The following is a 23,826-nucleotide window of genomic DNA, read 5'->3' on the forward strand; positions in this document are numbered from 1 at the left end:
CATCTTTAAAGACAAAAATAATTGAAGGTTGTTACGTAAAGTTGTGTCTTTATAACTATTTTTTAATCTTTGCAGTATTAGTTGAGGTGAGCCATGGCGAATGAATCTGGCAGTACCAATTGGTTTCAGATGTTTCAGCGCGGCCAGCACTATATGAAGACCTGGCCTGCTGATAAGCGCCTGGCCCCCGTGTTCCCGGAAAACCGGATTTCATCGGCAACGCGTTTTGCCATTCGTTTTATGCCACCTCTGGCGATCTTTACGCTGACCTGGCAAATCGCGATGGACGGTCAGTTAGGCCCGGCTGTGGCGACGGCGCTGTTTGCCTGTAGCCTGCCGATGCAGGGACTGTGGTGGCTGGGCAAGCGTTCAGTGACGCCACTGCCCCCAACGCTACTTAGCTGGTTTCATGAAGTGCGGACCCGGCTGGAAGAGGCGGGGCAGGCGATAGCACCGGTAGAAGGTAAGCCGACCTATCAGACGCTGGCCGATCTGTTAAAGCGGGCCTTTAAACAACTCGATCGTACCTTCCTGGACGATCTCTGATCCATCTCAGGTTAGCGGTAAAATAATTACCGCTAACCTGCGGCCAAATCAAAGAAAGGCGATACGGCGATTTCCGTGTCGGTGACGCTGTGCAATCATTTCTCCCTTGTCGACTGACTGAGCGGTCTATGACCGGGAGTAAATGATGGAAATGACCCATGCACAGCGTTTGATTCTTACCAACCAATATAAAATCATGGCCATGCTTGAGCCTGAAAATGCTGAACGCTTTCGCCGTTACCAGACCATCATCGAACGCGGCTATGCGCTGCAGATGCATGAGCTGGACAAAGAGTTTGGCGAACTCAGCGAAGCTGTCTGTCGGACGGTGATCGAGTTTATGGAGATGCATCACGCTCTCCACGTCTCCTGGTCAAATCTGAAAGCTCAGAGTCCGCTGGAAGAGCGCCGTCTCGCCTTTCTGGGCTTTGATGCGGCAACGGAAGCTCGCCTGTTGGGTTACGTCCGCTTTATGGTCAATACAGAAGGGCGTTATACCCACTTCGATTCCGGCACTCATGGTTTTAATGCGCAGACCCCGATGTGGGAAAAGTATCAACGCATGTTAGCTTTATGGCAGACTTGTCCGCGCCAGTACCATTTAAGTGCAAACGAAATTGCGCAAGTGATCAATGCCTGATGAGGAGGAGCGCGTGACCTACAGAGGTTTTCTATTTGATTTAGACGGCACGCTGGTGGATTCACTGCCAGCGGTTGAACGAGCCTGGAGCCAGTGGGGTGCGCGTCATGGCATCGCCGCTGATGAGATCCTGGATTTCATTCATGGCAAACAGGCGATTACCTCTTTGCGTCATTTTATGGCAGGCCAGTCGGAAGAGGCTATCCAGGCGGAGTTTGTCGCGCTGGAACAGGCTGAAGCGGCGGACACCGACGGTGTGCAGGCGCTGCCCGGTGCGAACGCGTTGCTGAACCGGCTGAACGAACTGAATATTCCCTGGGCAATTGTCACCTCAGGCTCGGTGCCGGTCGCTCATGCCCGTCATAAAGCCGCAGGGTTACCAAAGCCTGCTGTGTTCATTACGGCTGAGCAGGTGGCGAAGGGTAAACCTGAGCCTGATCCCTATCTGCTGGGTGCGGAGAAGCTGGGGTTAGCGGCGACATCGTGCGTAGTAGCAGAAGATGCTCCCGCCGGAATTTTATCTGGCCTGAACGCGGGCTGTACGGTTATTGCAATCAATCCTCCGGCGGAGACACCCCGACTGCATGACGTGGCGCTTAAGCTCGAATCACTGGCGTCGCTGGTGGTTACCCGCCAATCTGACGGCACTTTTACCTTTAGCCAGCAGGGTTAAGGGTCGGCCCGGCGGCCAGACCGCCGGGCTTACAGAGGCGTATCCTGCGAGATTTCATCCAGAGACAGGCTGAAGCTTGGAATGAACACTTCAACGAAGTAATCCATCTCCGGCGATCGACGCTGCGCTAACGTCTTTTCCAGCCGCGCTTTGGCCAGTAAAAATTCATTATTCCCGGCAGACAACTCCTCAAGACACTTAACATAGGCACAGAGCGCATCCGCCTGTTTCACAACGGCCTGCTCCTCTTCGCTATGCAGATGTTCATCAATCAGCGGGCGATAGATTGCCTGAAATTCTTCCGGCAGCATCTCAATCAGCTTCTGCTGGGCAATCTTCTCGATTTTTTTATATTCGTGGGCGATCTGCGCGTTGTAATACTTTACGGGCGTGGGTAAGTCGCCGGTAAGCACTTCGCTGGCATCGTGATACAGCGCCAGCATGGCAATGCGATCGGCATTAAGCGACCCGCTGAACTTGAGATTTTTGATCACCGACAGGGCGTGCGCCACCATGGCGACCTGCAGACTGTGTTCAGAGACATTTTCGGTGCGCACATTGCGCATCAGCGGCCAGCGATTGATGAGCTTAAGACGGGAGAGGTGAGCAAAGAAGTGGCTTTGTGTCATGAGCGTTCCTGTTGGCAGGCAGGGGAGAGACAGGCTCTCCCCAAATAGCGTCAGTATACGCGGGCAGGATTACTGACGATAGCCTTGCAGGAATCGACCAAATTTATTAATCGCCATCTCAAGATCGTCGACGCGCGGCAACGTAACGATGCGCAGGTGATCGGGCCACGGCCAGTTAAAAGCACTGCCCTGAACCAGCAACACTTTCTCCTGTAACAGAAAATCCAGCACCATCTTCTGATCGTCGAAGATATTGAATTTTTTGGCATCAATTTTAGGGAACATGTAGAGCGCGCCCTGCGGCTTCACACAGCTGACGCCAGGAATATCGTTGATCAACTCCCAGGCGCGCTGGCGCTGTTCGTAGAGACGACCGCCAGGCATAATAAATTCGCTGATGCTCTGATAGCCGCCCAGTGCCGTCTGAATCGCATGCTGCGCCGGTACGTTGGCACACAGACGCATGGAGGCTAGCATTTCAAGCCCTTCAATATAACCTTTCGCGTGTTTCTTCGGCCCGTTCAGTACCATCCAGCCCTGACGGAAACCGGCCACGCGATAGGTTTTGGAGAGGCCATTGAACGTCACGGTCAACAGATCGGGTGCCAGAGCCGCGATGCAGTGGTGCTGTGCGTCGTCGTAGAGAATCTTGTCATAGATCTCATCGGCGAAAATAATCAGGTTATGCTGACGCGCAATTTCAACCACCTCTAACAGCAACTCTTTGCTGTAAACCGCACCGGTAGGGTTATTCGGGTTGATAATCACAATGCCACGTGTACGCGGTGTTATCTTGCTGCGGATATCATCCAGATCAGGGAACCAGCCTGCTGACTCGTCACACAGATAGTGCACTGCTTTACCACTGGAGAGGGAAACGGCCGCCGTCCATAACGGATAGTCGGGTGCGGGCACCAGCATTTCGTCGCCGCTGTTCAGTAACGCCTGCATCGCCTGCACGATAAGCTCTGAAACACCATTACCAATGTAGATATCTTCTACCGTGACATCGCGCATATCGCGTGCCTGGTAATGCTGCATGATGGCTTTACGGGCGGAATAGAGACCCTTGGAGTCGCAATAACCCTGAGAGCTGGGAAGGTTACGAATGACATCAACCAGGATTTCATCCGGTGCTTCGAAACCAAACGGCGCCGGGTTGCCGATGTTCAGTTTCAGAACTTTATTACCTTCCTCTTCGAGGCGCTTAGCCTCTTTTAGTACCGGGCCACGGATGTCATAGCAGACGTTATCGAGTTTTCCGGATTTATCAATTTTAAAAGTCATTGTTACCGCCTTATGGGCAGAATCCTTTTGGCTGCCACAGAAATCGAACCAGCACAATGTACTCTCCTCACGGTCACAAAAGAAGGGTGCCGCCCCGTTTTGGCGGGTTTAACAACTTTTTGCACAGTGCGCAGCGTAAAAAATAATGGTTAAAGCCAGGTCTGGTTAATAAAACTATAAATAGGTGTTAAGGCAGTATTTTAACTTGTCCAAAGCGCGGCTGAGACGACATCTGGCTCTGGCATTATGAAAGCTATCTGGAAGTTATCGAATTGAAACTTTTCTTTGCACCCGAAATATACCCTTAGAGAAATAGTTAAATGATATTGTATTAATGTTCATTTTTTGGACGATTTTATAACGTGCGTAATGATTACGCCTTAACGCTGCTTAAGAGTGCCGCATTTAAGGCCTTGTGATTGCCGGAAAAGTATCAAAAGAACCCCTTTGTCCGGCATACAAATCGCAGGATAGTGAGCACTACTTAACACTTCCGCACTAAATTTCAGAACATTGAAGGCTTAAAAAGTGATCAATAATATGGCATAAGGGTCCGGAAATGCCTTTAACGCAAAATTTACAGCGCTTTTCACAAAATCATTTCCATTTTGAAGTCAAAAATGATTAAGTATAATTTATTATTTAATGCACTAAGCCGCTTCGTCTTGATAGCCCGCAAAGTGCGATTTTTATCCCGCCCGAGTCTTTCTGGCGGGAATAAGACAACTACGCAGCTTCCTGCATTTGCGCACCCAGCGCCATCGGTTCAGAAGTTGTATCTGTCTTGACTAGCGTGGTGACCCCTTCCGGTGAGTCATTTGCGCAGGTTCCACATAAAATTTTTTTGTGTCAGTCTTCACACAGGACTGTCATTAAGCACCATTACTGCTTATCACTTTGATAAGCTTGTAATAACACCAGGGTAGTAGTTCGTAAAAATCTTATAAGTGAAGAAAAAACATGACTAATGCAAATCGTCCGATACTGAATCTCGACCTCGATCTGCTGAGAACCTTCGTTGCCGTTGCGGATTTGAATACCTTTGCAGCTGCCGCTGCAGCGGTCTGCAGAACCCAGTCAGCAGTCAGTCAGCAGATGCAGCGTCTGGAGCAATTGGTAGGTAAAGAGCTGTTTGCCAGACATGGACGTAATAAGCTGTTAACAGAGCACGGCATCCAGCTTTTAGGCTATGCGAGAAAAATTCTTCGTTTTAACGACGAAGCCTGCACATCTCTGATGTACAGCAACATACAGGGCGTCCTGACCATTGGGGCCTCTGATGACACTTCTGATACTATTTTGCCGTTCCTGTTAAACCGGGTGACCTCGGTTTATCCGAAACTGGCAATCGATGTGCGGGTTAAACGTAATCCATTTATGATGGAAATGCTCAATCAGGGTGAAGTGGACCTGGTTGTGACAACGTCCAGCCCGGGCAATTTCACCTATCAGGTGCTGCGTACTTCACCCACGTTGTGGTACTGCGCAGCGGACTACATCTTCCAGCGCGGTGAAGCCATTCCACTGGTGCTGCTGGATGAGCCAAGTCCTTATCGTGATATGGCCATTGATCATCTCAATGAAGCCGGTATTCCGTGGCGCATCTCTTACGTCGCTTCCACACTGGCTGCAGTGCGGGCCGCAGTGAAAGCGGGTCTGGGCGTAACTGCACGTCCGGTAGAGATGATGAGCCCGGAACTGCGTGTTATGGGTGCGGCTGAAGGTCTGCCTGTTCTGCCGGATACTCAGTATCTGCTGTGCCGTAATCCTGACAGCGATAATGAGCTGGCGCTGGCTATCTTTAATGCCATGCAGTCCACCAATGACCCGTATAACCTGAGCAATAATCCAGAAGGGACATTGCTGCTGGATGACGAAGAGTAATTTCGCTAACGTGTTCTACTCAGCATCCGCGTTGTTGTCTTAACAAACGCTTATAAATAGGCCTCTCATTTCCCTTACAGAATGAGAGGCTTTTTTTATCTCTGACTTCCTTCAGACACTTTCATCTGCCCCCGCCCTGATGTAATCCCCTCAATGAATTTCACTGCCTCACAAATTGAAATCTGCCATCCACCTGAATGAACCATTTGTTCCGGAATGTTGCTTCAGGTGGAGGAATTTAACGCAAAAAGGGCAAAAGTGTGTTCTGGATCAAGAAAATACCCCTGGTAAGGGGAAGGAAAACAGAGTCATACCTGTCAAAATATGTTTGTTAAATGCACGATCCATGCATGTGAATACCCGCTACACTAAAATTAACCCTACAGACTGAAGCGATTTAGCTGGAAAGCGGGGCATCATTTGTTAATAATATGATGCAGGTGTGAAATAATGTTTGGATACTTTTGTCAAAGTTGACAAAAGGTTATAGAAAGGAGTAAAAAACCCCATTAAATAGCTGTTTATTACGTAATAACAGCGATGTTTAAAAGGTTTTTACCCCTTCCCTTGAATCGATGTGGTCAGTTTGCTGCGGGAAACGCGTGCAGGATGCCAGCGCCACTTTTGATGAGTAAGCAATGAGTATGTCAACTACCACCGAAATCATCGCTCAGCACTGGGCGTTTATCGTATTTATCGTCATTGCCTTTGGCCTGTGTGCTTTCATGCTGACCGGAGGATGGCTGCTTGGCGGCAGAGCGCGCGCCCGCTACAAAGACACGCCATTCGAATCGGGCATTGAATCCGTTGGTGATACCCATATCCGCCTGTCGGCGAAATTTTATCTGGTTGCGATGTTTTTCGTCATCTTCGACGTCGAAGCCCTCTTTTTATACGCATGGGCGACTTCAATCCGCGAAAGTGGTTGGATCGGCTTTGTGGAAGCCGCAATTTTCATTTTGGTGCTCCTGGCGGGTCTGGTCTATCTGGTACGCATTGGCGCACTGGACTGGGCTCCAGCTCGCCGTCGCGTGGTAGTGAAAACTACTACGGTCAGCCACACCAATCCTCATAAGCAGTAAAAGAGAGGCAATAAGATGGACTATACGCTCACCCGCATAGACCCGAACGGTGGTGAGAACGACCGTTATCCTCTGCAAAAGCAGGAAATCGTCAGCGATCCGCTGGAGCAGCACGTTCATCGCAGCGTTTACATGGGCAAACTCGAGAATGCCCTGCATGACATGGTGAACTGGGGACGTAAAAACTCCCTCTGGCCTTATAACTTTGGCCTGTCCTGTTGTTACGTTGAGATGACAACATCGTTTACCGCAGTCCATGACGTGGCTCGTTTTGGTGCTGAAGTTATGCGCGCCTCGCCACGTCAGGCGGATTTCATGGTTATTGCCGGTACGCCATTTACCAAAATGGCCCCGGTTATTCAGCGTTTATACGACCAGATGCTGGAGCCAAAATGGGTGATTTCCATGGGTGCGTGCGCCAACTCGGGCGGCATGTATGACATCTATTCGGTGGTGCAGGGCGTCGATAAATTCCTGCCGGTAGATGTCTATATTCCAGGCTGCCCGCCACGCCCTGAAGCCTACATGCAGGCACTGCTGCTGTTACAAGAGTCGATCGGCAAAGAGCGCCGTCCACTTTCGTGGGTTGTTGGCGATCAGGGCGTCTACCGCGCCAACATGCCTTCAGAGCGTGAAAGAAAACGCGGCGAGCGCATCGCAGTAACGAACCTGCGAAGCCCGGACGAAGTTTAAAACCGTATGGATGGAAAACAGCGCCTGCAGCAGAACATCACAATTTAATGCATGGCCCCATCCTGACGCCTTCATTTGAGTGCCTGAGACCAGGCCGGAATGGTGAGTAACGTATGACAGATTTGACCACGCAAGATCTCGCTCAGCCTTCATGGCAAACCCGTGATCACCTTGATGACCCGGTGATCGGCGAGTTGCGTAACCGTTTTGGGCCGGATGCCTTCACTGTACAGCCAACCCGCACCGGCATTCCGGTGGTCTGGGTTAAGCGTGAACAGATACTGGAAATTATCGAGTTCCTGCGTAAATTACCCAAGCCTTACGTCATGTTGTATGACCTGCATGGGGTAGATGAGCGTTTACGTACCCACCGTGCAGGCCTGCCTGCAGCGGATTTTTCCGTTTTCTACCACCTGCTGTCGATTGAACGCAACCGCGACATCATGCTCAAGGTGGCACTCTCTGAAAACGATATGCATCTGCCGACTATCACCCGTCTTTTCCCTAATGCCAACTGGTATGAGCGTGAAACGTGGGAGATGTTTGGTATCACTTTTGATGGTCACCCGCATCTGACGCGCATCATGATGCCGTCGACCTGGGAAGGCCATCCGCTGCGTAAAGATTACCCGGCGCGTGCCACCGAATTCGATCCTTTCACGCTGACTAAGCAGAAAGAAGATTTAGAGATGGAGGCGCTGACCTTTAAGCCTGAAGACTGGGGCATGAAGCGCAGTACCACCAACGAAGACTTCATGTTCCTGAATCTCGGGCCTAACCACCCGTCGGCGCACGGTGCGTTCCGCATTATTCTGCAGCTGGATGGTGAAGAGATCGTCGACTGCGTGCCTGACATCGGTTATCACCATCGTGGTGCCGAAAAGATGGGCGAGCGTCAGTCGTGGCACAGCTACATTCCTTACACTGACCGTATCGAGTACCTCGGCGGTTGCGTAAATGAAATGCCTTACGTGCTGGCGGTGGAAAAACTGGCCGGTATTGTGGTGCCCGATCGCGTGAACGTGATCCGCGTGATGCTCTCTGAGCTGTTCCGCATCAACAGTCATCTGCTCTATATCTCTACGTTTATTCAGGACGTCGGTGCAATGACACCGGTGTTCTTTGCCTTTACCGATCGTCAGAAAATCTATGATGTGGTTGAAGCCATTACCGGTTTCCGTATGCATCCGGCCTGGTTCCGCATCGGTGGCGTGGCACATGACCTGCCACGAGGCTGGGAACGTCTGCTGCGTGACTTCCTGGACTGGATGCCGAAGCGCCTGAAGGAATATGACAAAGCGGCACTGCGTAACACCGTGCTGATTGGTCGTTCTAAAGGCGTTGCTGCTTACAATATGGAAGAGGCACTGGCGTGGGGCACTACCGGTGCTGGTCTGCGTGCGACAGGTCTCGACTTTGACGTGCGCAAATGGCGCCCCTACTCCGGCTACGAAAACTTCGATTTCGAAATCCCGGTCGGCGACGGCGTCAGCGATGCGTACAGCCGTGTTCAGCTGAAGATGGAAGAGATGTGGCAGTCGCTGCGTATTCTTGAGCAGTGTCTTAACAATATGCCAGAGGGGCCGTTTAAAGCGGATCACCCGCTGACCACGCCACCACCGAAAGAGCGTACGCTGCAGCACATCGAAACGCTGATCACCCACTTCCTGCAGGTTTCGTGGGGACCGGTGATGCCAGCCAATGAATCGTTCCAGATGATTGAAGCGACGAAAGGGATCAACAGCTATTACCTGACCAGCGATGGCAGCACCATGAGCTACCGCACCCGCGTGCGTACGCCGAGCTTCCCGCATCTGCAGCAGATTCCTTCAGTAATCCGTGGCAGCCTGGTATCCGACCTGATCGTATATCTGGGTAGTATCGATTTTGTTATGTCAGACGTGGACCGCTAATTATGCACGATCAACACATTGCCATTAAAACGATCGACCCTAACGAGGTCTTCGTGCTGAGTGCGGAAGAGCATCACGCTATTGAGCACGAAAAACACCACTATGAAGATGCGCGTGCAGCCTCAATTGAAGCGCTGAAGATCGTGCAGAAACAGCGCGGCTGGGTACCCGATGGCGCGATTAACGCGATTGCCGACGTGCTGGGTATCCCGGCAAGTGATGTTGAGGGGGTGGCGACGTTTTACAGCCAGATCTTCCGTCAGCCGGTTGGCCGTCATGTGATCCGTTACTGTGACAGCGTGGTCTGCCACATTACCGGTTATCAGGGCATCCAGTCAGCACTGGAGCAGCAGCTGAATATCAAGCCGGGCCAGACCACTGCCGATGGCCGCTTTACGCTGCTGCCGACCTGCTGTCTGGGCAACTGCGACAAGGGCCCAACGATGATGGTGGATGAAGACACGCATGTTCATCTGACGCCGGAAGGCATCCCTGGATTACTGGAGCAGTATCAATGACAATTAAACAGATCATTCGTACTGCTGAAACTCATCCGCTGACCTGGCGGATGCGTGACGACAAGCAACCTGTCTGGCTTGAGGAATATCGCAGCAAGAACGGTTATGCCGGTGCGGAAAAAGCACTGAAAAGCATGTCACAGGATGAAATCGTCACAGCAGTGAAAGATTCCGGCCTGAAAGGGCGCGGCGGCGCAGGCTTCTCTACGGGTTTAAAGTGGAGCCTGATGCCGAAAGATGAGTCGATGAACATCCGTTACCTGCTGTGTAACGCCGACGAGATGGAGCCGGGCACCTATAAAGACCGCCTGCTGATGGAGCAGATGCCTCACCAGCTGGTGGAAGGGATGCTGATCAGCGCCTTTGCGCTGAAGGCCTACCGTGGCTATATCTTCTTACGTGGTGAATACATTGAAGCCGCGGTGCATCTGCGTCGTGCGATTGCTGAAGCGACGGAAGCAGGTTATCTCGGTAAAAACATTCTCGGCACCGGCTTCGACTTTGAGCTGATTGTCCACACCGGTGCAGGGCGTTATATCTGCGGCGAAGAGACAGCGCTGATTAACTCACTGGAAGGCCGTCGTGCTAACCCACGTTCCAAGCCGCCATTCCCGGCGAGTGCAGGCGCATGGGGCAAACCGACCTGCGTGAACAACGTGGAGACCCTCTCCAACGTTCCGGCGATTCTGGCCAACGGCGTGGAGTGGTACAAAAACATCTCTAAAAGCGAAGATGCCGGAACCAAAATGATGGGCTTCTCCGGACGGGTTAAAAATCCCGGCGTCTGGGAGCTGCCATTCGGTATCACTGCACGTGAAATCCTGGAAGATTATGCGGGCGGCATGCGTGACGGACTGAAGTTCAAAGCCTGGCAGCCCGGCGGCGCAGGGACCGACTTCCTGACCGATCAGCACCTGGATCTGCCGATGGAATTTGCCAGCATCGGCAAAGCAGGCAGCCGTCTGGGGACTGCGCTGGCGATGGCCGTCGATCACGAGATCAACATGGTCTCGCTGGTACGTAACCTGGAAGAGTTCTTTGCCCGTGAGTCGTGCGGCTGGTGTACACCGTGTCGCGACGGCCTGCCGTGGAGCGTAAAAATTCTGCGTGCGCTGGAGCAGAAGCAGGGGCAGCCAGGGGATATCGAAACCTTACTGCAACTCTGCCGTCAGCTTGGCCCGGGGAAAACCTTCTGTGCGCATGCGCCAGGTGCGGTTGAGCCGCTGCAGAGTGCGATTAAATATTTCCGTGAAGAGTTTGAAGCTGGCATGGCACCGCAGGTGTTTGGCAATACCCGCGCTATTGGCGGGATCCAGCCGAACCTGCTGAAAGCACGCTGGTAATTCACCAAAGAATACGGAACAGGCCTGGTGCCGCCGCCCCGACAATGTCGTGCGTCGGGGCAAGAATATGATTAACGCTCGTCTCTGACGAGCCTTACGGAAGCATGTCACTATGGCTACAATTCATGTAGACGGTAAAGAGTATGATGTGAACGGAGCGGACAACCTGCTGCAGGCATGTCTCTCTCTGGGCCTTGATATTCCTTACTTTTGCTGGCATCCGGCGCTGGGAAGCGTTGGGGCCTGCCGCCAGTGTGCGGTAAAGCAATTCCAGAATGCCGAAGATACCCGCGGCCGTCTTGTCATGTCCTGCATGACACCGGCCTCTGACGGTACATTCATCTCCATCGATGATGGCGAAGCGAAAGAGTTCCGCGAAAGCGTGGTGGAGTGGCTGATGACCAACCACCCGCACGACTGCCCGGTGTGCGAAGAGGGCGGTAACTGTCACCTGCAGGATATGACAGTGATGACCGGCCACAGCTTCCGCCGCTATCGCTTCACTAAACGTACCCACCGTAATCAGGATCTCGGTCCATTCATCTCCCACGAGATGAACCGCTGTATCGCCTGTTACCGCTGTGTGCGTTACTACAAAGATTATGCCGATGGCAAAGATCTGGGTGTCTACGGCGCGCACGACAACGTCTACTTTGGTCGCCCGGAAGATGGCACGCTGGAAAGCGAATTCTCCGGCAACCTGGTTGAAATCTGCCCGACCGGCGTCTTCACCGACAAAACCCACTCTGAACGCTATAACCGAAAATGGGATATGCAGTTTGCACCGAGCATCTGCCAGCAGTGCAGTGTCGGCTGTAACACCAGCCCGGGTGAGCGTTATGGTGAGTTACGCCGTATCGAAAACCGTTATAACGGCACCGTAAACCACTACTTCCTGTGTGACCGTGGCCGCTTTGGCTATGGCTACGTGAACCGCAAAGATCGTCCACGTCAGCCAATGCTGCTGCGCGGCAACGACTGGGTTACGCTGAATGCAGAGCAGGCGGTCAACGCCGGTGCAGATTTGCTGCGTCAGGCAAAAAAAGTGATCGGTATCGGCTCGCCGCGCGCCAGCATTGAAAGTAACTTCGCCCTGCGTGAACTCGTGGGTGCAGAGAACTTTTCAACTGGTATGCCAGCGGACGAACAGGCCCGCCTTGAACTGATGCTCAACGTCCTGCGTGAGGGCGGTATCTATACGCCATCACTGCGTGAAATTGAAAGTTATGACGCGGTGCTTGTGCTGGGTGAAGACCTGACACAGGTTGGCGCACGAGTGGCACTCTCTGTCCGTCAGGCGGTGAAAGGCAAAGCGCGCGATATGGCCGCTGCGCAGAAAGTCGCCGACTGGCAGATCGCCGCCATCATGAACATTGGTCAGAATGCGAAACATCCGCTGTTTGTTACCCACGTTGATGAAACCCGTCTGGATGATATTGCGGCATGGAGCTATCGTGCGCCGGTTGAAGATCAGGCGCGCCTTGGCTTTGCTATCGCCAGTGCGCTGGATGAATCTGCGCCAGCGGTTACCGATTTCGACAGCAAGCTCAATGGAAAAATGGATGTTGTCGTTCAGGCGCTGGCCGGCGCGAAAAAGCCATTAATCATCTCCGGTACTCACTCAGGCAGCAGCGCAGTCATTGAAGCAGCGGCTAACGTGGCGAAAGCCCTGAAAGCACGCGGCGCAGATGTCGGCATTACTTTGCTGGCGGGGCACGCTAACAGCATCGGTCTGGGCATGATCGGTGGTAATCCGCTGGAGCATGCGCTGGAGCAGCTGAGTAACGGTGAAGCCGATGCGCTGGTAGTGCTGGAAAATGATCTCTATCGGCATGCACCGAAAGCCGTAGTGGATGCGGCGCTGGCTCAGACCACCAACGTTATTGTGGTTGATCATCAGCGCACCGCAACGCTGGAGAAAGCGGGTCTGGTATTATCTACCGCCAGCTTCGCAGAAAGCGATGGCACTTCGATTAACCATGAAGGCCGCGCACAGCGTTTCTTCCAGGTTTACGATCCTGCCTATTACGACAACACTATTGTGATGCTGGAAAGCTGGCGCTGGCTGCATTCGCTGCACAGCACGCTGGAAAGCCGTCATGTGGACTGGACTCAGCTTGATCATGTGATCGATGCCGTGGTTACCCGCCTGCCACAGCTGGCGGGTATCAAAGAAGCGGCGCCTGATGCCAGCTTCCGCATTCGTGGTCAGAAACTGGCGCGTTCTCCGAACCGTAACAGTGGACGTACTGCGATGCGCGCGAATATCAGCGTTCACGAACCGCGTCAGCCACAGGATCAGGACACCATGTTCGCCTTCTCTATGGAAGGGAACAATCAGCCATCGGCTCCGCGTTCGCAGATTCCATTTGCCTGGGCACCAGGCTGGAACTCACCCCAGGCGTGGAACAAGTTCCAGGTTGAAGTGGGCGGCAAACTGCGTCATGGCGATCCGGGCGTGCGCCTGTTTGAAGCCACCAATAGTGAGTTGCCATGGTTCACCACTGTTCCTGACGCCTTTGTCAGTGATGCACAGTGGCGTGTGGCGCCTCTCCATCGGTTGTTTGGTAGCGAAGAGATGTCACAGCGTTCACCGGTTTTCCAGCAGCGTATGGCGGAGCCTGCTCTGGTGATTAACCCGGAGGATGCAGCGAAACTGGGCGTCAACAATGGCGCGGCGGTTGAGTTTAGCTGTGCCGGTGAGACAGTCCGTCTGCCGGTCCGTTTCTCGGCGTCACTGCAGGCGGGACAGATTGGTCTGCCGCTGGGCATGCCAGGCGTTCCGCCATTCCTGGCGAACGGTAAAATCGACACTCTGCAGGAGGCGGTGCAATGAGCTGGTTAACACCGGACGTTATCGACATTCTGCTGGCCATTGTTAAAGCCATCGTGATTCTGCTGGTGGTTGTGGCCTGCGGCGCGTTCATGAGCTTCGCCGAGCGCCGTCTGCTCGGCTTGTTCCAGAACCGTTACGGACCCAACCGCGTAGGCTGGGGCGGCTCGCTCCAGCTGGTCGCGGACATGATCAAAATGTTCTTTAAAGAGGACTGGGTCCCGCCGTTTACCGACCGCTTTATCTTTACCCTTGCGCCGGTTATCGCCTTCGTTTCTCTGTTGCTGGCCTTTGCTATCGTGCCGGTTTCGCCAACCTGGATGGTGACAGACCTGAATATCGGTCTGCTGTTCTTCCTGATGATGGCGGGCCTTGCGGTCTACGCAGTGCTGTTTGCCGGCTGGTCGAGTAATAACAAATACTCGCTGCTGGGCGCAATGCGCGCCTCGGCGCAGACCCTGAGCTACGAAGTCTTCCTGGGCCTGTCGCTGATGGGTGTGGTGGCGCAGGCGGGCTCGTTCAACATGAACGATATCGTCAACAGCCAGACGCATCTGTGGAACATCATTCCGCAGTTCTTCGGTTTCGTGACCTTCTGTATTGCTGGCGTGGCGGTGTGTCACCGTCATCCGTTTGACCAGCCAGAAGCGGAGCAGGAACTGGCGGACGGTTATCACATTGAATATGCCGGTATGAAGTTCGGCCTGTTCTTTGTCGGCGAATATGTGGCGATTACCACTGTTTCAGCGCTGATTGTCACGCTGTTCTTTGGTGGCTGGCACGGACCTTTCCTGCCGCCGTTCATCTGGTTCGCCCTGAAAACGGCGTTCTTTATGATGATGTTCATCCTGATTCGTGCTGCGCTTCCGCGTCCACGCTACGACCAGGTGCTGTCATTCGGCTGGAAAGTGTGTCTGCCGTTGACGCTGTTGAACCTGCTGGCGACTGCCGCAGTGATTCTCTACACAGCGCCGTAAGGGGTTAACAAATGACTTTGAAAGATATTGTCGTAGGCTTTGGCACGACAGTTCGCAGTATCTGGCTGATAGGGCTACACGCTTTCGCCAAACGTGAAACTCAGATGTACCCGGAAGAGCCGGTTTATCTGCCACCACGCTATCGTGGTCGTATCGTGTTAACCCGCGATCCGGATGGTCAGGAGCGTTGCGTCGCCTGTAACCTGTGTGCGGTAGCCTGTCCGGTTGGCTGTATTTCACTGCAGAAAGCCGAAACCAAAGATGGCCGCTGGTACCCGGAGTTCTTCCGCATCAACTTCTCACGCTGCATCTTCTGCGGCATGTGTGAAGAAGCCTGTCCAACCACGGCGATTCAGCTGACACCCGATTTCGAACTGGGTGAGTTTAAGCGTCAGGATCTGGTGTATGAAAAGGACGATCTGCTGATTTCGGGGCCGGGTAAATATCCGGAGTACAACTTCTACCGTATGGCAGGTATGGCGATTGACGGTAAAGATAAGGGCGAAGCGGAAAACGAAGCTAAGCCTATCGACGTCAAAGGCTTATTACCTTAAGGAGCAAGGCATGGAATTTGCGTTTTATCTTTGCGGACTGGTGGCGGTGCTGACGACGTTGCGCGTCATTACCCACACTAATCCGGTACATGCGTTGCTGTACCTGATCGTTTCGCTGTTATCGATCGCGGGCGTCTTCTTCTCGATGGGTGCCTATTTTGCCGGTGCGCTGGAGATCATCGTTTACGCCGGTGCCATCATGGTGCTGTTCGTCTTCGTAGTCATGATGCTGAACCTGGGCAAACAGACTGAGAAGCAGGAGCGGGAGTGGCTCAGCCCGTCACTGTGGATTGGTCCGGGCATCGTTTCATTGTTGCTGCTGGTCGTGATGGTCTACGCCATCCTGACGGCAAATGACCAGGGCATTGATGGCACCATCATCGACGCCAAAGCGGTCGGCATCAGCCTGTTTGGTCCTTATGTACTGGCGGTTGAACTGGCCTCTATGCTGCTGCTGGCAGGTCTGGTCGTGGCGTTCCATATCGGTCGTGAAGAGCGTCAGGGCGAAGTCCTGAGTAACCGTAATGCTGACGCCGCTCAGGTGAAAAAGGAGAACGCATGATCCCGTTACAACATGGATTGATTCTTGCTGCCGTGCTGTTTGTCCTTGGACTGACGTCGCTGGTGATACGCCGCAATCTGCTGTTTATGCTGATCGGCCTTGAAATCATGATCAACGCCGCCGCCTTAGCCCTGGTGGTTGCCGGGAGCTATTGGGGTCAGGCCGATGGACAGGTGATGTATATCCTGGCAATCAGCCTGGCGGCAGCGGAAGCCAGTATTGGCCTGGCACTGCTGCTTCAGCTCTATCGTCGTCGTCAGACGCTGAACATTGATACTGTGAGCGAGATGCGCGGATGAATCTTCTCTATTTAACTGTCTTGTTTCCGCTGATCGGCTTTCTGCTGTTAGCGTTTTCCCGCGGTCGCTGGTCAGAAAACCTGTCGGCTACGGTGGGTATGGGATCCGTGGGTCTGGCAGCACTGACCACGGCAATGATCGGTTTCGACTTCTTCGCCAATGGTCAGCAAGCCTACACCCAGTCACTCTGGACCTGGATGCATGTCGGCAATTTCGACATGAAGGTGAATTTGGCGCTGGACGGCCTGTCGCTGACCATGCTGTCGGTGGTGACCGGAGTCGGCTTCTTTATTCACATGTTCGCCTCCTGGTACATGCGCGGAGAAGAGGGCTACTCCCGTTTCTTCGCCTATACCAACCTGTTTATCGCCAGCATGGTTGTTCTGGTGCTGGCCGATAACCTGATGCTGATGTATCTGGGCTGGGAAGGGGTAGGGCTCTGCTCTTATCTGCTGATCGGTTTCTACTACAGCAATCCGGAAAACGGCAAAGCGGCGATGAAAGCGTTCATCATTACCCGCGTGGGCGACGTCTTCCTGGCATTTGGCCTGTTCATTCTTTACAACGAGCTGGGCACGCTCAACTTCCGCGAGATGATGGAACTGGCTCCGGCGCACTTTGCCGCAGACAACCATATGCTGCAGTGGGCAACGCTGATGCTGCTGGGCGGCGCGGTCGGTAAGTCGGCACAGCTGCCGTTACAGACCTGGCTGGCGGATGCGATGGCAGGTCCGACCCCGGTTTCGGCACTGATCCACGCCGCGACCATGGTGACGGCAGGTGTTTATCTGATTGCCCGCAGTCACGGTCTCTTCCTGCTGACGCCCGAAGTACTGCATCTGGTGGGAATCATCGGGGCAATTACCCTGGTGCTGGCAGGCTTTGCTGCACTGGTGCAGACCGACATCAAACGTGTTCTCGCTTACTCCACCATGAGTCAGATTGGCTACATGTTCCTGGCGCTGGGTGTTCAGGCCTGGGATGCGGCGATTTTCCATCTGATGACGCACGCCTTCTTCAAAGCGTTACTGTTCCTCTCCTCAGGTTCCGTGATTCTGGCCTGCCATCACGAGCAGAACATCTTCAAAATGGGTGGCCTGCGTAAGAGCATTCCGCTGGTCTACACCTGCTTCCTGGTCGGCGGCGCGGCGCTGGCGGCACTGCCGCTGATTACGGCGGGCTTCTACAGTAAAGATGAGATTCTGTTTGGCGCACTGGCTAACGGTCACATCAATCTGATGGTTGCGGGTCTGGTGGGGGCGTTCCTGACCTCTATCTACACCTTCCGCATGATCTTCATCGTGTTCCATGGCGAAGAGAAAATTCATGCGCACGCCGGTAAAGGCATTACCCATCATCTGCCGCTGATTGTGCTGCTACTGCTCTCCACCTTCATTGGTGCGCTGATTACGCCACCGCTGGCGGGTGTATTGCCAGCCAACGAGTTTGGCGAAGCGGGCAAAGTGGGACTGGAAATCACCTCAGGCGTTGTAGCGATTGTCGGCATTCTGATCGCTGCTGCGCTGTGGCTGGGCAAACGTGAACTGGTTACCCATATCGCAAACAGTGCGCCAGGCCGCTTCTTCGGCACCTGGTGGTTTGCGGCCTGGGGCTTCGACTGGCTCTACGATAAAGTGTTCGTCAAACCTTACCTGGGTATTGCGTGGCTGCTGAAGCGCGACCCACTGAATGGTCTGATGAACCTGCCTGCGCTGCTGTCACGCATTGCCAACAAAGGCCTGGTGGTCAGTGAGAATGGCTACCTGCGCTGGTATGTTGCGTCAATGAGCCTGGGTGCCGTACTGGTGCTGGCTCTGCTGCTGGTGATTTAAAGATTGATGAGCGGGGCAGGTTAGTTAATCTGCCCATTGAGAATGTCAAAAATTGTCCTGAGCAAGGGCGTTATCGTCGCAGCCAGTTTGGTTACCGCCAGCGCGCAGCAACCGCAGCATACCGAGGTATGTGAGGATTGCGAGCACTGCCGGGAATCAAAATGGCAAGCAAGATAGCCCGAACTAAGACAAAGAAAAGGGAAGTGTGCCGTGTTATTACCTTGGCTAATTATCATACCCTTCGTCGGCGGTCTGATCTGCTGGCTCACTGAGCGCCTTGGCGCGAAGGTGCCACGCTGGATCGCGCTGATTACCATGGGACTGACGTTGGCGCTTTCGCTGCAACTCTGGTTGCAGGGAGGCTATTCACTGACGCAGGCAGCGGGCATTCCGCAGTGGCAGTCAAGTTTCTCCGTTCCGTGGATCCCACGCTTCGGCATCAGCTTCCATTTAGCCATTGATGGTCTGTCGCTACTGATGGTGGTGCTGACCGGCCTGCTCGGTCTGATGGCGGTGCTCTGTTCCTGGAATGAGATCTCAAAGTATCAGGGCTTCTTCCACCTGAACCTGATGTGGATTCTGGGCGGCGTAATCGGTGTGTTCCTCTCCATCGACCTGTTCCTGTTCTTCTTCTTCTGGGAAATGATGCTGGTGCCGATGTACTTCCTCATCGCGCTCTGGGGTCATAAAGCATCGGACGGCAAAACCCGTATTTCCGCCGCGACCAAATTCTTCATCTACACCCAGGCTTCGGGTCTGGTGATGCTGATTGCAATTCTGGGCCTGGTGTTTGTTCACTACAACGCAACCGGCGTATGGACATTCAACTACGAACAATTGCTGCAGACGCCAATGTCGAGCGGTGTTGAATATCTCCTGATGCTGGGCTTCTTTATCGCCTTTGCGGTGAAGATGCCGGTCGTACCGTTGCATGGCTGGCTGCCGGATGCACACAGCCAGGCACCTACAGCCGGTTCTGTTGACCTGGCCGGTATCCTGCTGAAAACCGCGGCTTACGGCTTACTGCGTTTCAGCCTGCCGCTGTTCCCGAACGCGTCAGCGGAGTTTGCGCCGATCGCCATGTGGTTAGGCATAATCGGTATCTTCTACGGTGCCTGGATGGCTTTCTCGCAGACCGATATCAAGCGTCTGATTGCTTACACCTCGATTTCGCACATGGGCTTTGTGCTGATTGCCATCTACACCGGCAGCCAGCTGGCGCTTCAGGGTGCGGTGATTCAGATGATTGCACACGGTCTGTCCGCCGCAGCACTCTTCATTCTGTGTGGTCAGCTGTATGAGCGTCTGCATACCCGTGATATGCGTCAGATGGGTGGCCTGTGGTCGCGCATCAAATGGATTCCGGGTCTGTCGCTCTTCTTTGCTGTCGCCAACCTCGGTATGCCGGGCACCGGTAACTTCGTCGGCGAATTTATGATTCTGACCGGCAGCTTCCAGGTGGTGCCGATGATTATCATCATCGCGACCTTTGGTCTGGTGTTCGCCTCGATTTACTCGCTGGTGATGATGCAGCGCGCTTACTATGGCGAAGCGAAATCAAAAGATCCGCTGCCAGGCATGTCGCCGCGTGAGTTTATGACCATCGGTGTTCTGGTGGTGCTGCTGGTGCTGCTGGGCGTCTATCCACAGCCGATTCTGGATACTTCGCACGCTGCCATGAGCAATATTCAGCAGTGGTTTACCGCTTCAATTTCAACTACAAGGCCGTAATTCGCCATGACAATAACTCCTCACCAATTGATTGCGTTGCTGCCGCTGTTAATCGTCGGATTGACGGTGGTGGTTGTGATGCTGTCCATTGCCTGGCGACGCAACCACTTCGTTAACGCCACGCTAACGGTAGTTGGCCTGAACCTGGCGCTGCTCTCTCTGTACTTTGTCGGTCAGGTGGGGGCGATGGATGTCACGCCGCTGCTGCGCGTCGATGGCTATTCGATGTTCTACACCGCGCTGGTGATGCTGGCGAGTCTGGCGACCTGTACCTTTGCCTATCCATGGCTGGCGGGCTACCCGGACAACAAAGATGAGTTCTATCTGCTGGTGCTGATTGCTGCGCTCGGTGGCATTGTGCTGGCCAGTGCTAACCATCTGGCCTCGCTGTTCATCGGCATTGAGCTGCTGTCGCTGCCACTGTTTGGTCTGATTGGCTACGCTTTCCGCCAGAAACGTTCGCTGGAAGCGGCGCTGAAATACACCATTCTTTCCGCAGCGGCCTCATCGTTCCTGCTGTTTGGTATCGCACTGATCTACGCTGACTCCGGTAACCTGAGCTTCGTTGCGCTGGGTCAGAGCCTGACGGACAGCATGATTCACGAGCCACTGCTGCTGGTGGGTCTGGGCATGATGATCATCGGTCTGGGCTTCAAGCTCTCCCTGGTTCCGTTCCACCTCTGGACACCAGATGTTTATCAGGGTGCGCCTGCGCCGGTTTCAACCTTCCTGGCTACCGCCAGCAAGATTGCGATTTTTGGTGTCATCATGCGTCTGTTCATGTATGCACCAGTGACCGACAGCGAAGCGGTGCGCACAGTGCTGGCCATGATCGCCTTCGTGTCGATTCTGTTCGGTAACCTGATGGCGATCTCGCAGAGCAACATCAAGCGTCTGCTGGGTTACTCCTCTATCGCCCACCTCGGTTACCTGCTGGTGGCGCTGATTGCAGTGAAAGATCATCAGCTGTCGCTGGAAACCTCAGGTGTTTACCTGGCCGGTTATCTGTTCAGCAGCCTGGGTGCCTTTGGTGTGGTGAGTCTGATGTCCAGCCCGTATCGTGGCCCGGATGCCGATTCGCTCTACTCTTATCGTGGTCTCTTCTGGCACCGTCCTATCCTGTCAGCGGTAATGACCGTGATGATGCTGTCGCTGGCGGGTATTCCGATGACGCTGGGCTTTATCGGTAAATTTTACGTTATCGCTTCAGGTGTGAGTGCTCACCTGTGGTGGCTGACCGGTGCTGTGGTCGCAGGGAGTGCGATTGGCCTCTACTACTATCTGCGCGTGACGGTCAGTCTCTACCTCAGCCCGCCGGAACTGCATACCCGTGATACCCCGGCTAACTGGGCATTTACGGCCGGTGGTGTGGTAGTCCTGATCTCTGCCATTCTGGTGCTGCTGTTAGGGGTCTACCCGCAGCCGCTGATCAGACTGGTGCAGATGGCCCAGCCACTGATGTAAGCAGATAACTGCCACTGATGAATCAGGCCTCCGGGCCTGATTTTTTTTTGCCTGTCAGACGAGGTCATCAGCAGGTGATGCTGACACCGTGCTGATGTAGAGTGTTTGGTTTAAAGGAGAGACCATGAATATTGACTGGCAGGATAAACACCATAGCGCACTCACCACATCAGAACTCTATGCGCTGCTGGCATTGCGCAGCGCCGTGTTCGTGGTCGAACAGCAGTGTGCTTACCTTGATGTGGACGGCAGGGATTTACAGGCGGAAAACCGGCATTTGCTGGGCATGGCGGACGATGAACTGGTGGCCTATGCGCGACTTATCACGCCAGAGGATGAGAACAGCCCGGTGAAAATCGGACGCGTAATCGTTTCAGATCGGGTTCGCGGTGCGCGTCTGGGCAATCGTCTGATGGAGCAGGCGATCAGCAGTTGTCAGCAGCACTGGCCAGGCCGTGACATGTTTCTCTCCGCTCAGGCGCATCTGGAAAACTTCTATGGACAGCATGGCTTTGTGGCGGTGGGAGAGAACTACCTGGAAGATGGCATTCCTCACGTCAATATGCTGAAGAATGCGCCATAAAAAAGGCGAGACCTGAGCCTCGCCTTTTTCCATCAACCCACCGTCATCTGACGGTCATCGACATATTTGCGCTGATCCGGCGCAGGCGGGAAATACTGATAGAGCCAGGTTTCACTCAGCGTCTCATCCTTGCTGCGCAGGAACAGACGCATCTCCACCGGCTCGGTGGAATCGCTGTTCGGATACCAGTCAAACAGAATGCGGTAACCCTTGAGCGGATCGACATACAGAATCTCAACCTGCTTCACGCTGCCGGATGAAACGGTAATAACCGGCTCAATGCCTTTCGGTGCAGCGGCCTGCAGATCACCACCAATAAAATCGATGGCGAAGCGGCGACACCAGGTTTCCGGGAAGTGTTCGCCGGGCGCCCAGCCTTCCGGGAAACCACCGATACCGGTTCGGGTTGCATCCACGCGCGCCAGTCCGCTACGCACCGGTGGCAGACCACTCCAGTAAAGCTTGTAGGAGAAGTTCAGCTCGCTGCCCGCTTTGACCGGCTCAGCCGGTTGCCAGAAGCAGACCACGTTATCCAGCGTTTCACCGGTGGTCGGGATCTCCATCAGGTTAATCGCGCCTTTGCCCCACTTGCCGACTGGCTCAACCCACAGGCTCGGACGTTTGTCATACCAGCCAATCACATCCTGATAATCTTTGAAGTCGTGATTCAACTGCAGCAGGCCAAAGCCACGCGGATTCTCATCTTCATAGGCGTTGAACTGCAGACGCTGTGGATTATTCAGCGGACGGGCAATCCATTCGCCTTTACCGGTCCACATTGCCAGACGATCGGAGTCGTGGATCTGCGGATGGTAGGTGTTGCACATGCGGCGCTCGTTGGTGCCGCAGCTGAACATACTGGTCATTGGCGAGATGCCAATCTGACGGATCTCTTTACGGGCAAACAGGTGGTTTTCCACCTCCATCACCACACGTTTCTCTTCACAGTGGATGATGAACTTATAGGCACCGGTGACACTGGCACCATCCAGCAGGGCGTAGCAGGTAAACGTCGTATCGTCCGCTTTTGGCGTTTCAAACCAGAAGGCGGTGAAATCGGGGAACTCTTCCTGGCCATTACTGAAGGTGTTGATCGCGACACCACGCGCCGAGAGGCCGTACTGGTAAGTATCGTCCACCGCACGGAAGTAACTTGCGCCAAGGAAAGAGACGATGTCGCGACGGGCCAGTTCCGGTTTTTTAAAGGCGCGGAAACCGGCGAAGCCGAGGTCCGTTTTGCCCTCCAGCTGCTTCGTATCGACGTTGGCGTTGTTGTAGTTGAACAGTTCGGGGCGGAAGTGAATTTCGCGCGCCTGGCGGCTTTCGCCGTCAACAGAGAACATGCGGATGCGGCGCTTGAAGCCCATACCGACGTGGAAGAACTGCACGTCCAGCTGACGATCGGGCAGGTTATTCCAGAGTGAGTGGTTGGCGTCATACTGAATTTCGTTGTACGCCTGCGGGGTCAGTGTGGCCAGCGTCTCCGGCAATGCGCCTGGTGCACCGCCCCAGGGTTTCTTCGCCAGCGCAGCCGCGTTTTTCTTCAATACGTCGAAATCGAAGCGTACGGCGGTTCCGTCAGCAATGCCATCTTCTGCCCATGCGGATTGCGCAAACAGCGTTGACAGGCCGGTCATGCCGCTGACGGCAGAGAAGGCCATTGACGCTTTCATAAACATTCTTCGATTCATGCCAGAGATCATTCCTTAGCTGTTCGAGGGTGTCGTGACTGTTGTGCAACATGCACTTTCATGGCCCGATAATCACAGGCAACAGAGGGGTA

General features: G+C 54.0%; 21 protein-coding genes. 18 read left to right on the top strand and 3 right to left on the bottom strand.

The features are described from left to right. Window positions 1–93 precede the first annotated feature (93 nt). The 3 genes from yfbV (at window position 94) to HZZ01_RS01555 (ending at window position 1,859) form a co-directional block, all read left to right on the top strand. The gene (gene yfbV / locus HZZ01_RS01545; protein WP_179895212.1) at window positions 94–546 is read left to right on the top strand and encodes a terminus macrodomain insulation protein YfbV; all 453 of its coding nucleotides are present in this window, start codon (window positions 94–96) and stop codon (window positions 544–546) included. Window positions 547–691: 145 nt separating this feature from the next. Further along, entirely contained in the window at window positions 692–1,186 is a 495-nt protein-coding gene (locus tag HZZ01_RS01550; RefSeq protein WP_179897015.1) for a YfbU family protein, read from the top strand. A 13-nt stretch (window positions 1,187–1,199) separates the two neighbouring features. Next, the gene (locus HZZ01_RS01555) at window positions 1,200–1,859 is read left to right on the top strand and encodes a sugar phosphatase (protein ID WP_179895213.1); all 660 of its coding nucleotides are present in this window, start codon (window positions 1,200–1,202) and stop codon (window positions 1,857–1,859) included. Window positions 1,860–1,888: 29 nt separating this feature from the next. Here the strand turns inward: HZZ01_RS01555 and yfbR are convergent, their stop codons facing one another. Then, on the bottom strand, window positions 1,889–2,488 hold the full coding sequence (yfbR, locus tag HZZ01_RS01560) for a 5'-deoxynucleotidase (RefSeq protein ID WP_179895214.1): 600 nt from the start codon (window positions 2,486–2,488) through the stop codon (window positions 1,889–1,891). Window positions 2,489–2,557: 69 nt separating this feature from the next. Further along, window positions 2,558–3,775: a pyridoxal phosphate-dependent aminotransferase gene (locus HZZ01_RS01565; protein ID WP_179895215.1), complete on the bottom strand. Its 1,218-nt coding sequence runs from the start codon at window positions 3,773–3,775 to the stop codon at window positions 2,558–2,560. 960 nt (window positions 3,776–4,735) lie between these two features. On the opposite strand from HZZ01_RS01565, the gene lrhA reads away from it, so the two are divergent. The 15 genes from lrhA (at window position 4,736) to HZZ01_RS01640 (ending at window position 22,043) form a co-directional block, all read left to right on the top strand. Further along, a complete protein-coding gene (lrhA, locus tag HZZ01_RS01570) occupies window positions 4,736–5,659 on the top strand; it encodes a transcriptional regulator LrhA (protein WP_150010546.1) in 924 nt (307 codons plus the stop codon). Window positions 5,660–6,297: 638 nt separating this feature from the next. Next, window positions 6,298–6,741 carry an NADH-quinone oxidoreductase subunit A gene (locus HZZ01_RS01575; RefSeq protein WP_010258058.1) on the top strand — a complete coding sequence of 148 codons (444 nt, stop codon included), beginning with the start codon at window positions 6,298–6,300 and terminating at the stop codon, window positions 6,739–6,741. Between the two features lie 15 nt (window positions 6,742–6,756). Further along, window positions 6,757–7,434 (top strand): NADH-quinone oxidoreductase subunit B family protein, encoded by a 678-nt coding sequence (locus tag HZZ01_RS01580; RefSeq protein ID WP_003854245.1) that lies wholly within the window; start codon window positions 6,757–6,759, stop codon window positions 7,432–7,434. Between the two features lie 113 nt (window positions 7,435–7,547). Continuing rightward, on the top strand, window positions 7,548–9,347 hold the full coding sequence (gene nuoC, locus HZZ01_RS01585) for an NADH-quinone oxidoreductase subunit C/D (RefSeq protein WP_179895216.1): 1,800 nt from the start codon (window positions 7,548–7,550) through the stop codon (window positions 9,345–9,347). A gap of 2 nt (window positions 9,348–9,349) precedes the next feature. Further along, window positions 9,350–9,865 (top strand): NADH-quinone oxidoreductase subunit NuoE, encoded by a 516-nt coding sequence (gene nuoE, locus HZZ01_RS01590; RefSeq protein ID WP_033733367.1) that lies wholly within the window; start codon window positions 9,350–9,352, stop codon window positions 9,863–9,865. A 2-nt stretch (window positions 9,866–9,867) separates the two neighbouring features. Beyond that, window positions 9,868–11,208 carry an NADH-quinone oxidoreductase subunit NuoF gene (gene nuoF, locus HZZ01_RS01595; RefSeq protein ID WP_179897017.1) on the top strand — a complete coding sequence of 447 codons (1,341 nt, stop codon included), beginning with the start codon at window positions 9,868–9,870 and terminating at the stop codon, window positions 11,206–11,208. A 112-nt stretch (window positions 11,209–11,320) separates the two neighbouring features. Beyond that, window positions 11,321–14,044 (top strand): NADH-quinone oxidoreductase subunit NuoG, encoded by a 2,724-nt coding sequence (nuoG, locus tag HZZ01_RS01600; protein WP_179895217.1) that lies wholly within the window; start codon window positions 11,321–11,323, stop codon window positions 14,042–14,044. Next, window positions 14,041–15,018: an NADH-quinone oxidoreductase subunit NuoH gene (nuoH, locus tag HZZ01_RS01605; protein ID WP_003854240.1), complete on the top strand. Its 978-nt coding sequence runs from the start codon at window positions 14,041–14,043 to the stop codon at window positions 15,016–15,018. The genes nuoG and nuoH overlap by 4 nt, the downstream gene beginning before the upstream one ends. An 11-nt stretch (window positions 15,019–15,029) precedes the next feature. Further along, window positions 15,030–15,572, top strand: a complete 543-nt coding sequence (gene nuoI, locus HZZ01_RS01610) for an NADH-quinone oxidoreductase subunit NuoI (protein WP_003854239.1) — start codon at window positions 15,030–15,032, stop codon at window positions 15,570–15,572. Between the two features lie 10 nt (window positions 15,573–15,582). Then, window positions 15,583–16,134 carry an NADH-quinone oxidoreductase subunit J gene (gene nuoJ, locus HZZ01_RS01615; RefSeq protein WP_010258075.1) on the top strand — a complete coding sequence of 184 codons (552 nt, stop codon included), beginning with the start codon at window positions 15,583–15,585 and terminating at the stop codon, window positions 16,132–16,134. Continuing rightward, window positions 16,131–16,433, top strand: a complete 303-nt coding sequence (gene nuoK, locus HZZ01_RS01620) for an NADH-quinone oxidoreductase subunit NuoK (RefSeq protein ID WP_003854236.1) — start codon at window positions 16,131–16,133, stop codon at window positions 16,431–16,433. The genes nuoJ and nuoK overlap by 4 nt, the downstream gene beginning before the upstream one ends. Next, window positions 16,430–18,265, top strand: coding sequence for an NADH-quinone oxidoreductase subunit L (gene nuoL, locus HZZ01_RS01625; RefSeq protein ID WP_179895218.1), 1,836 nt, complete (start codon window positions 16,430–16,432; stop codon window positions 18,263–18,265). The genes nuoK and nuoL overlap by 4 nt, the downstream gene beginning before the upstream one ends. A 210-nt stretch (window positions 18,266–18,475) precedes the next feature. Next, the gene (nuoM, locus tag HZZ01_RS01630; protein ID WP_010258081.1) at window positions 18,476–19,996 is read left to right on the top strand and encodes an NADH-quinone oxidoreductase subunit M; all 1,521 of its coding nucleotides are present in this window, start codon (window positions 18,476–18,478) and stop codon (window positions 19,994–19,996) included. Window positions 19,997–20,002: 6 nt separating this feature from the next. Then, on the top strand, window positions 20,003–21,460 hold the full coding sequence (gene nuoN / locus HZZ01_RS01635; protein ID WP_003854230.1) for an NADH-quinone oxidoreductase subunit NuoN: 1,458 nt from the start codon (window positions 20,003–20,005) through the stop codon (window positions 21,458–21,460). A gap of 124 nt (window positions 21,461–21,584) precedes the next feature. Then, the gene (locus HZZ01_RS01640) at window positions 21,585–22,043 is read left to right on the top strand and encodes a GNAT family N-acetyltransferase (protein ID WP_179895219.1); all 459 of its coding nucleotides are present in this window, start codon (window positions 21,585–21,587) and stop codon (window positions 22,041–22,043) included. 32 nt (window positions 22,044–22,075) lie between these two features. Here HZZ01_RS01640 and HZZ01_RS01645 read toward each other — a convergent pair whose 3' ends face one another. Next, the gene (locus HZZ01_RS01645; protein ID WP_179895220.1) at window positions 22,076–23,734 is read right to left on the bottom strand and encodes a glucan biosynthesis protein D; all 1,659 of its coding nucleotides are present in this window, start codon (window positions 23,732–23,734) and stop codon (window positions 22,076–22,078) included. Window positions 23,735–23,826 lie beyond the last annotated feature (92 nt).

The sequence above is a fragment of the Pantoea sp. WMus005 genome, assembly GCF_013415305.1.
GTDB lineage: Bacteria > Pseudomonadota > Gammaproteobacteria > Enterobacterales > Enterobacteriaceae > Pantoea > Pantoea rara.

Coding starts and splice junctions, on each gene's coding strand:
- nuoE (WP_033733367.1), top strand. CDS start 9,350: ATGCACGATCAACACATTGCCATTAAAACGATCGACCCTAACGAGGTC.
- HZZ01_RS01575 (WP_010258058.1), top strand. CDS start 6,298: ATGAGTATGTCAACTACCACCGAAATCATCGCTCAGCACTGGGCGTTT.
- HZZ01_RS01645 (WP_179895220.1), bottom strand. CDS start 23,734: ATGAATCGAAGAATGTTTATGAAAGCGTCAATGGCCTTCTCTGCCGTC.
- nuoN (WP_003854230.1), top strand. CDS start 20,003: ATGACAATAACTCCTCACCAATTGATTGCGTTGCTGCCGCTGTTAATC.
- nuoI (WP_003854239.1), top strand. CDS start 15,030: ATGACTTTGAAAGATATTGTCGTAGGCTTTGGCACGACAGTTCGCAGT.
- HZZ01_RS01580 (WP_003854245.1), top strand. CDS start 6,757: ATGGACTATACGCTCACCCGCATAGACCCGAACGGTGGTGAGAACGAC.
- HZZ01_RS01550 (WP_179897015.1), top strand. CDS start 692: ATGGAAATGACCCATGCACAGCGTTTGATTCTTACCAACCAATATAAA.
- nuoG (WP_179895217.1), top strand. CDS start 11,321: ATGGCTACAATTCATGTAGACGGTAAAGAGTATGATGTGAACGGAGCG.
- yfbV (WP_179895212.1), top strand. CDS start 94: ATGGCGAATGAATCTGGCAGTACCAATTGGTTTCAGATGTTTCAGCGC.
- HZZ01_RS01640 (WP_179895219.1), top strand. CDS start 21,585: ATGAATATTGACTGGCAGGATAAACACCATAGCGCACTCACCACATCA.
- HZZ01_RS01565 (WP_179895215.1), bottom strand. CDS start 3,775: ATGACTTTTAAAATTGATAAATCCGGAAAACTCGATAACGTCTGCTAT.
- nuoH (WP_003854240.1), top strand. CDS start 14,041: ATGAGCTGGTTAACACCGGACGTTATCGACATTCTGCTGGCCATTGTT.
- lrhA (WP_150010546.1), top strand. CDS start 4,736: ATGACTAATGCAAATCGTCCGATACTGAATCTCGACCTCGATCTGCTG.
- nuoL (WP_179895218.1), top strand. CDS start 16,430: ATGAATCTTCTCTATTTAACTGTCTTGTTTCCGCTGATCGGCTTTCTG.
- nuoJ (WP_010258075.1), top strand. CDS start 15,583: ATGGAATTTGCGTTTTATCTTTGCGGACTGGTGGCGGTGCTGACGACG.
- nuoK (WP_003854236.1), top strand. CDS start 16,131: ATGATCCCGTTACAACATGGATTGATTCTTGCTGCCGTGCTGTTTGTC.
- nuoC (WP_179895216.1), top strand. CDS start 7,548: ATGACAGATTTGACCACGCAAGATCTCGCTCAGCCTTCATGGCAAACC.
- yfbR (WP_179895214.1), bottom strand. CDS start 2,488: ATGACACAAAGCCACTTCTTTGCTCACCTCTCCCGTCTTAAGCTCATC.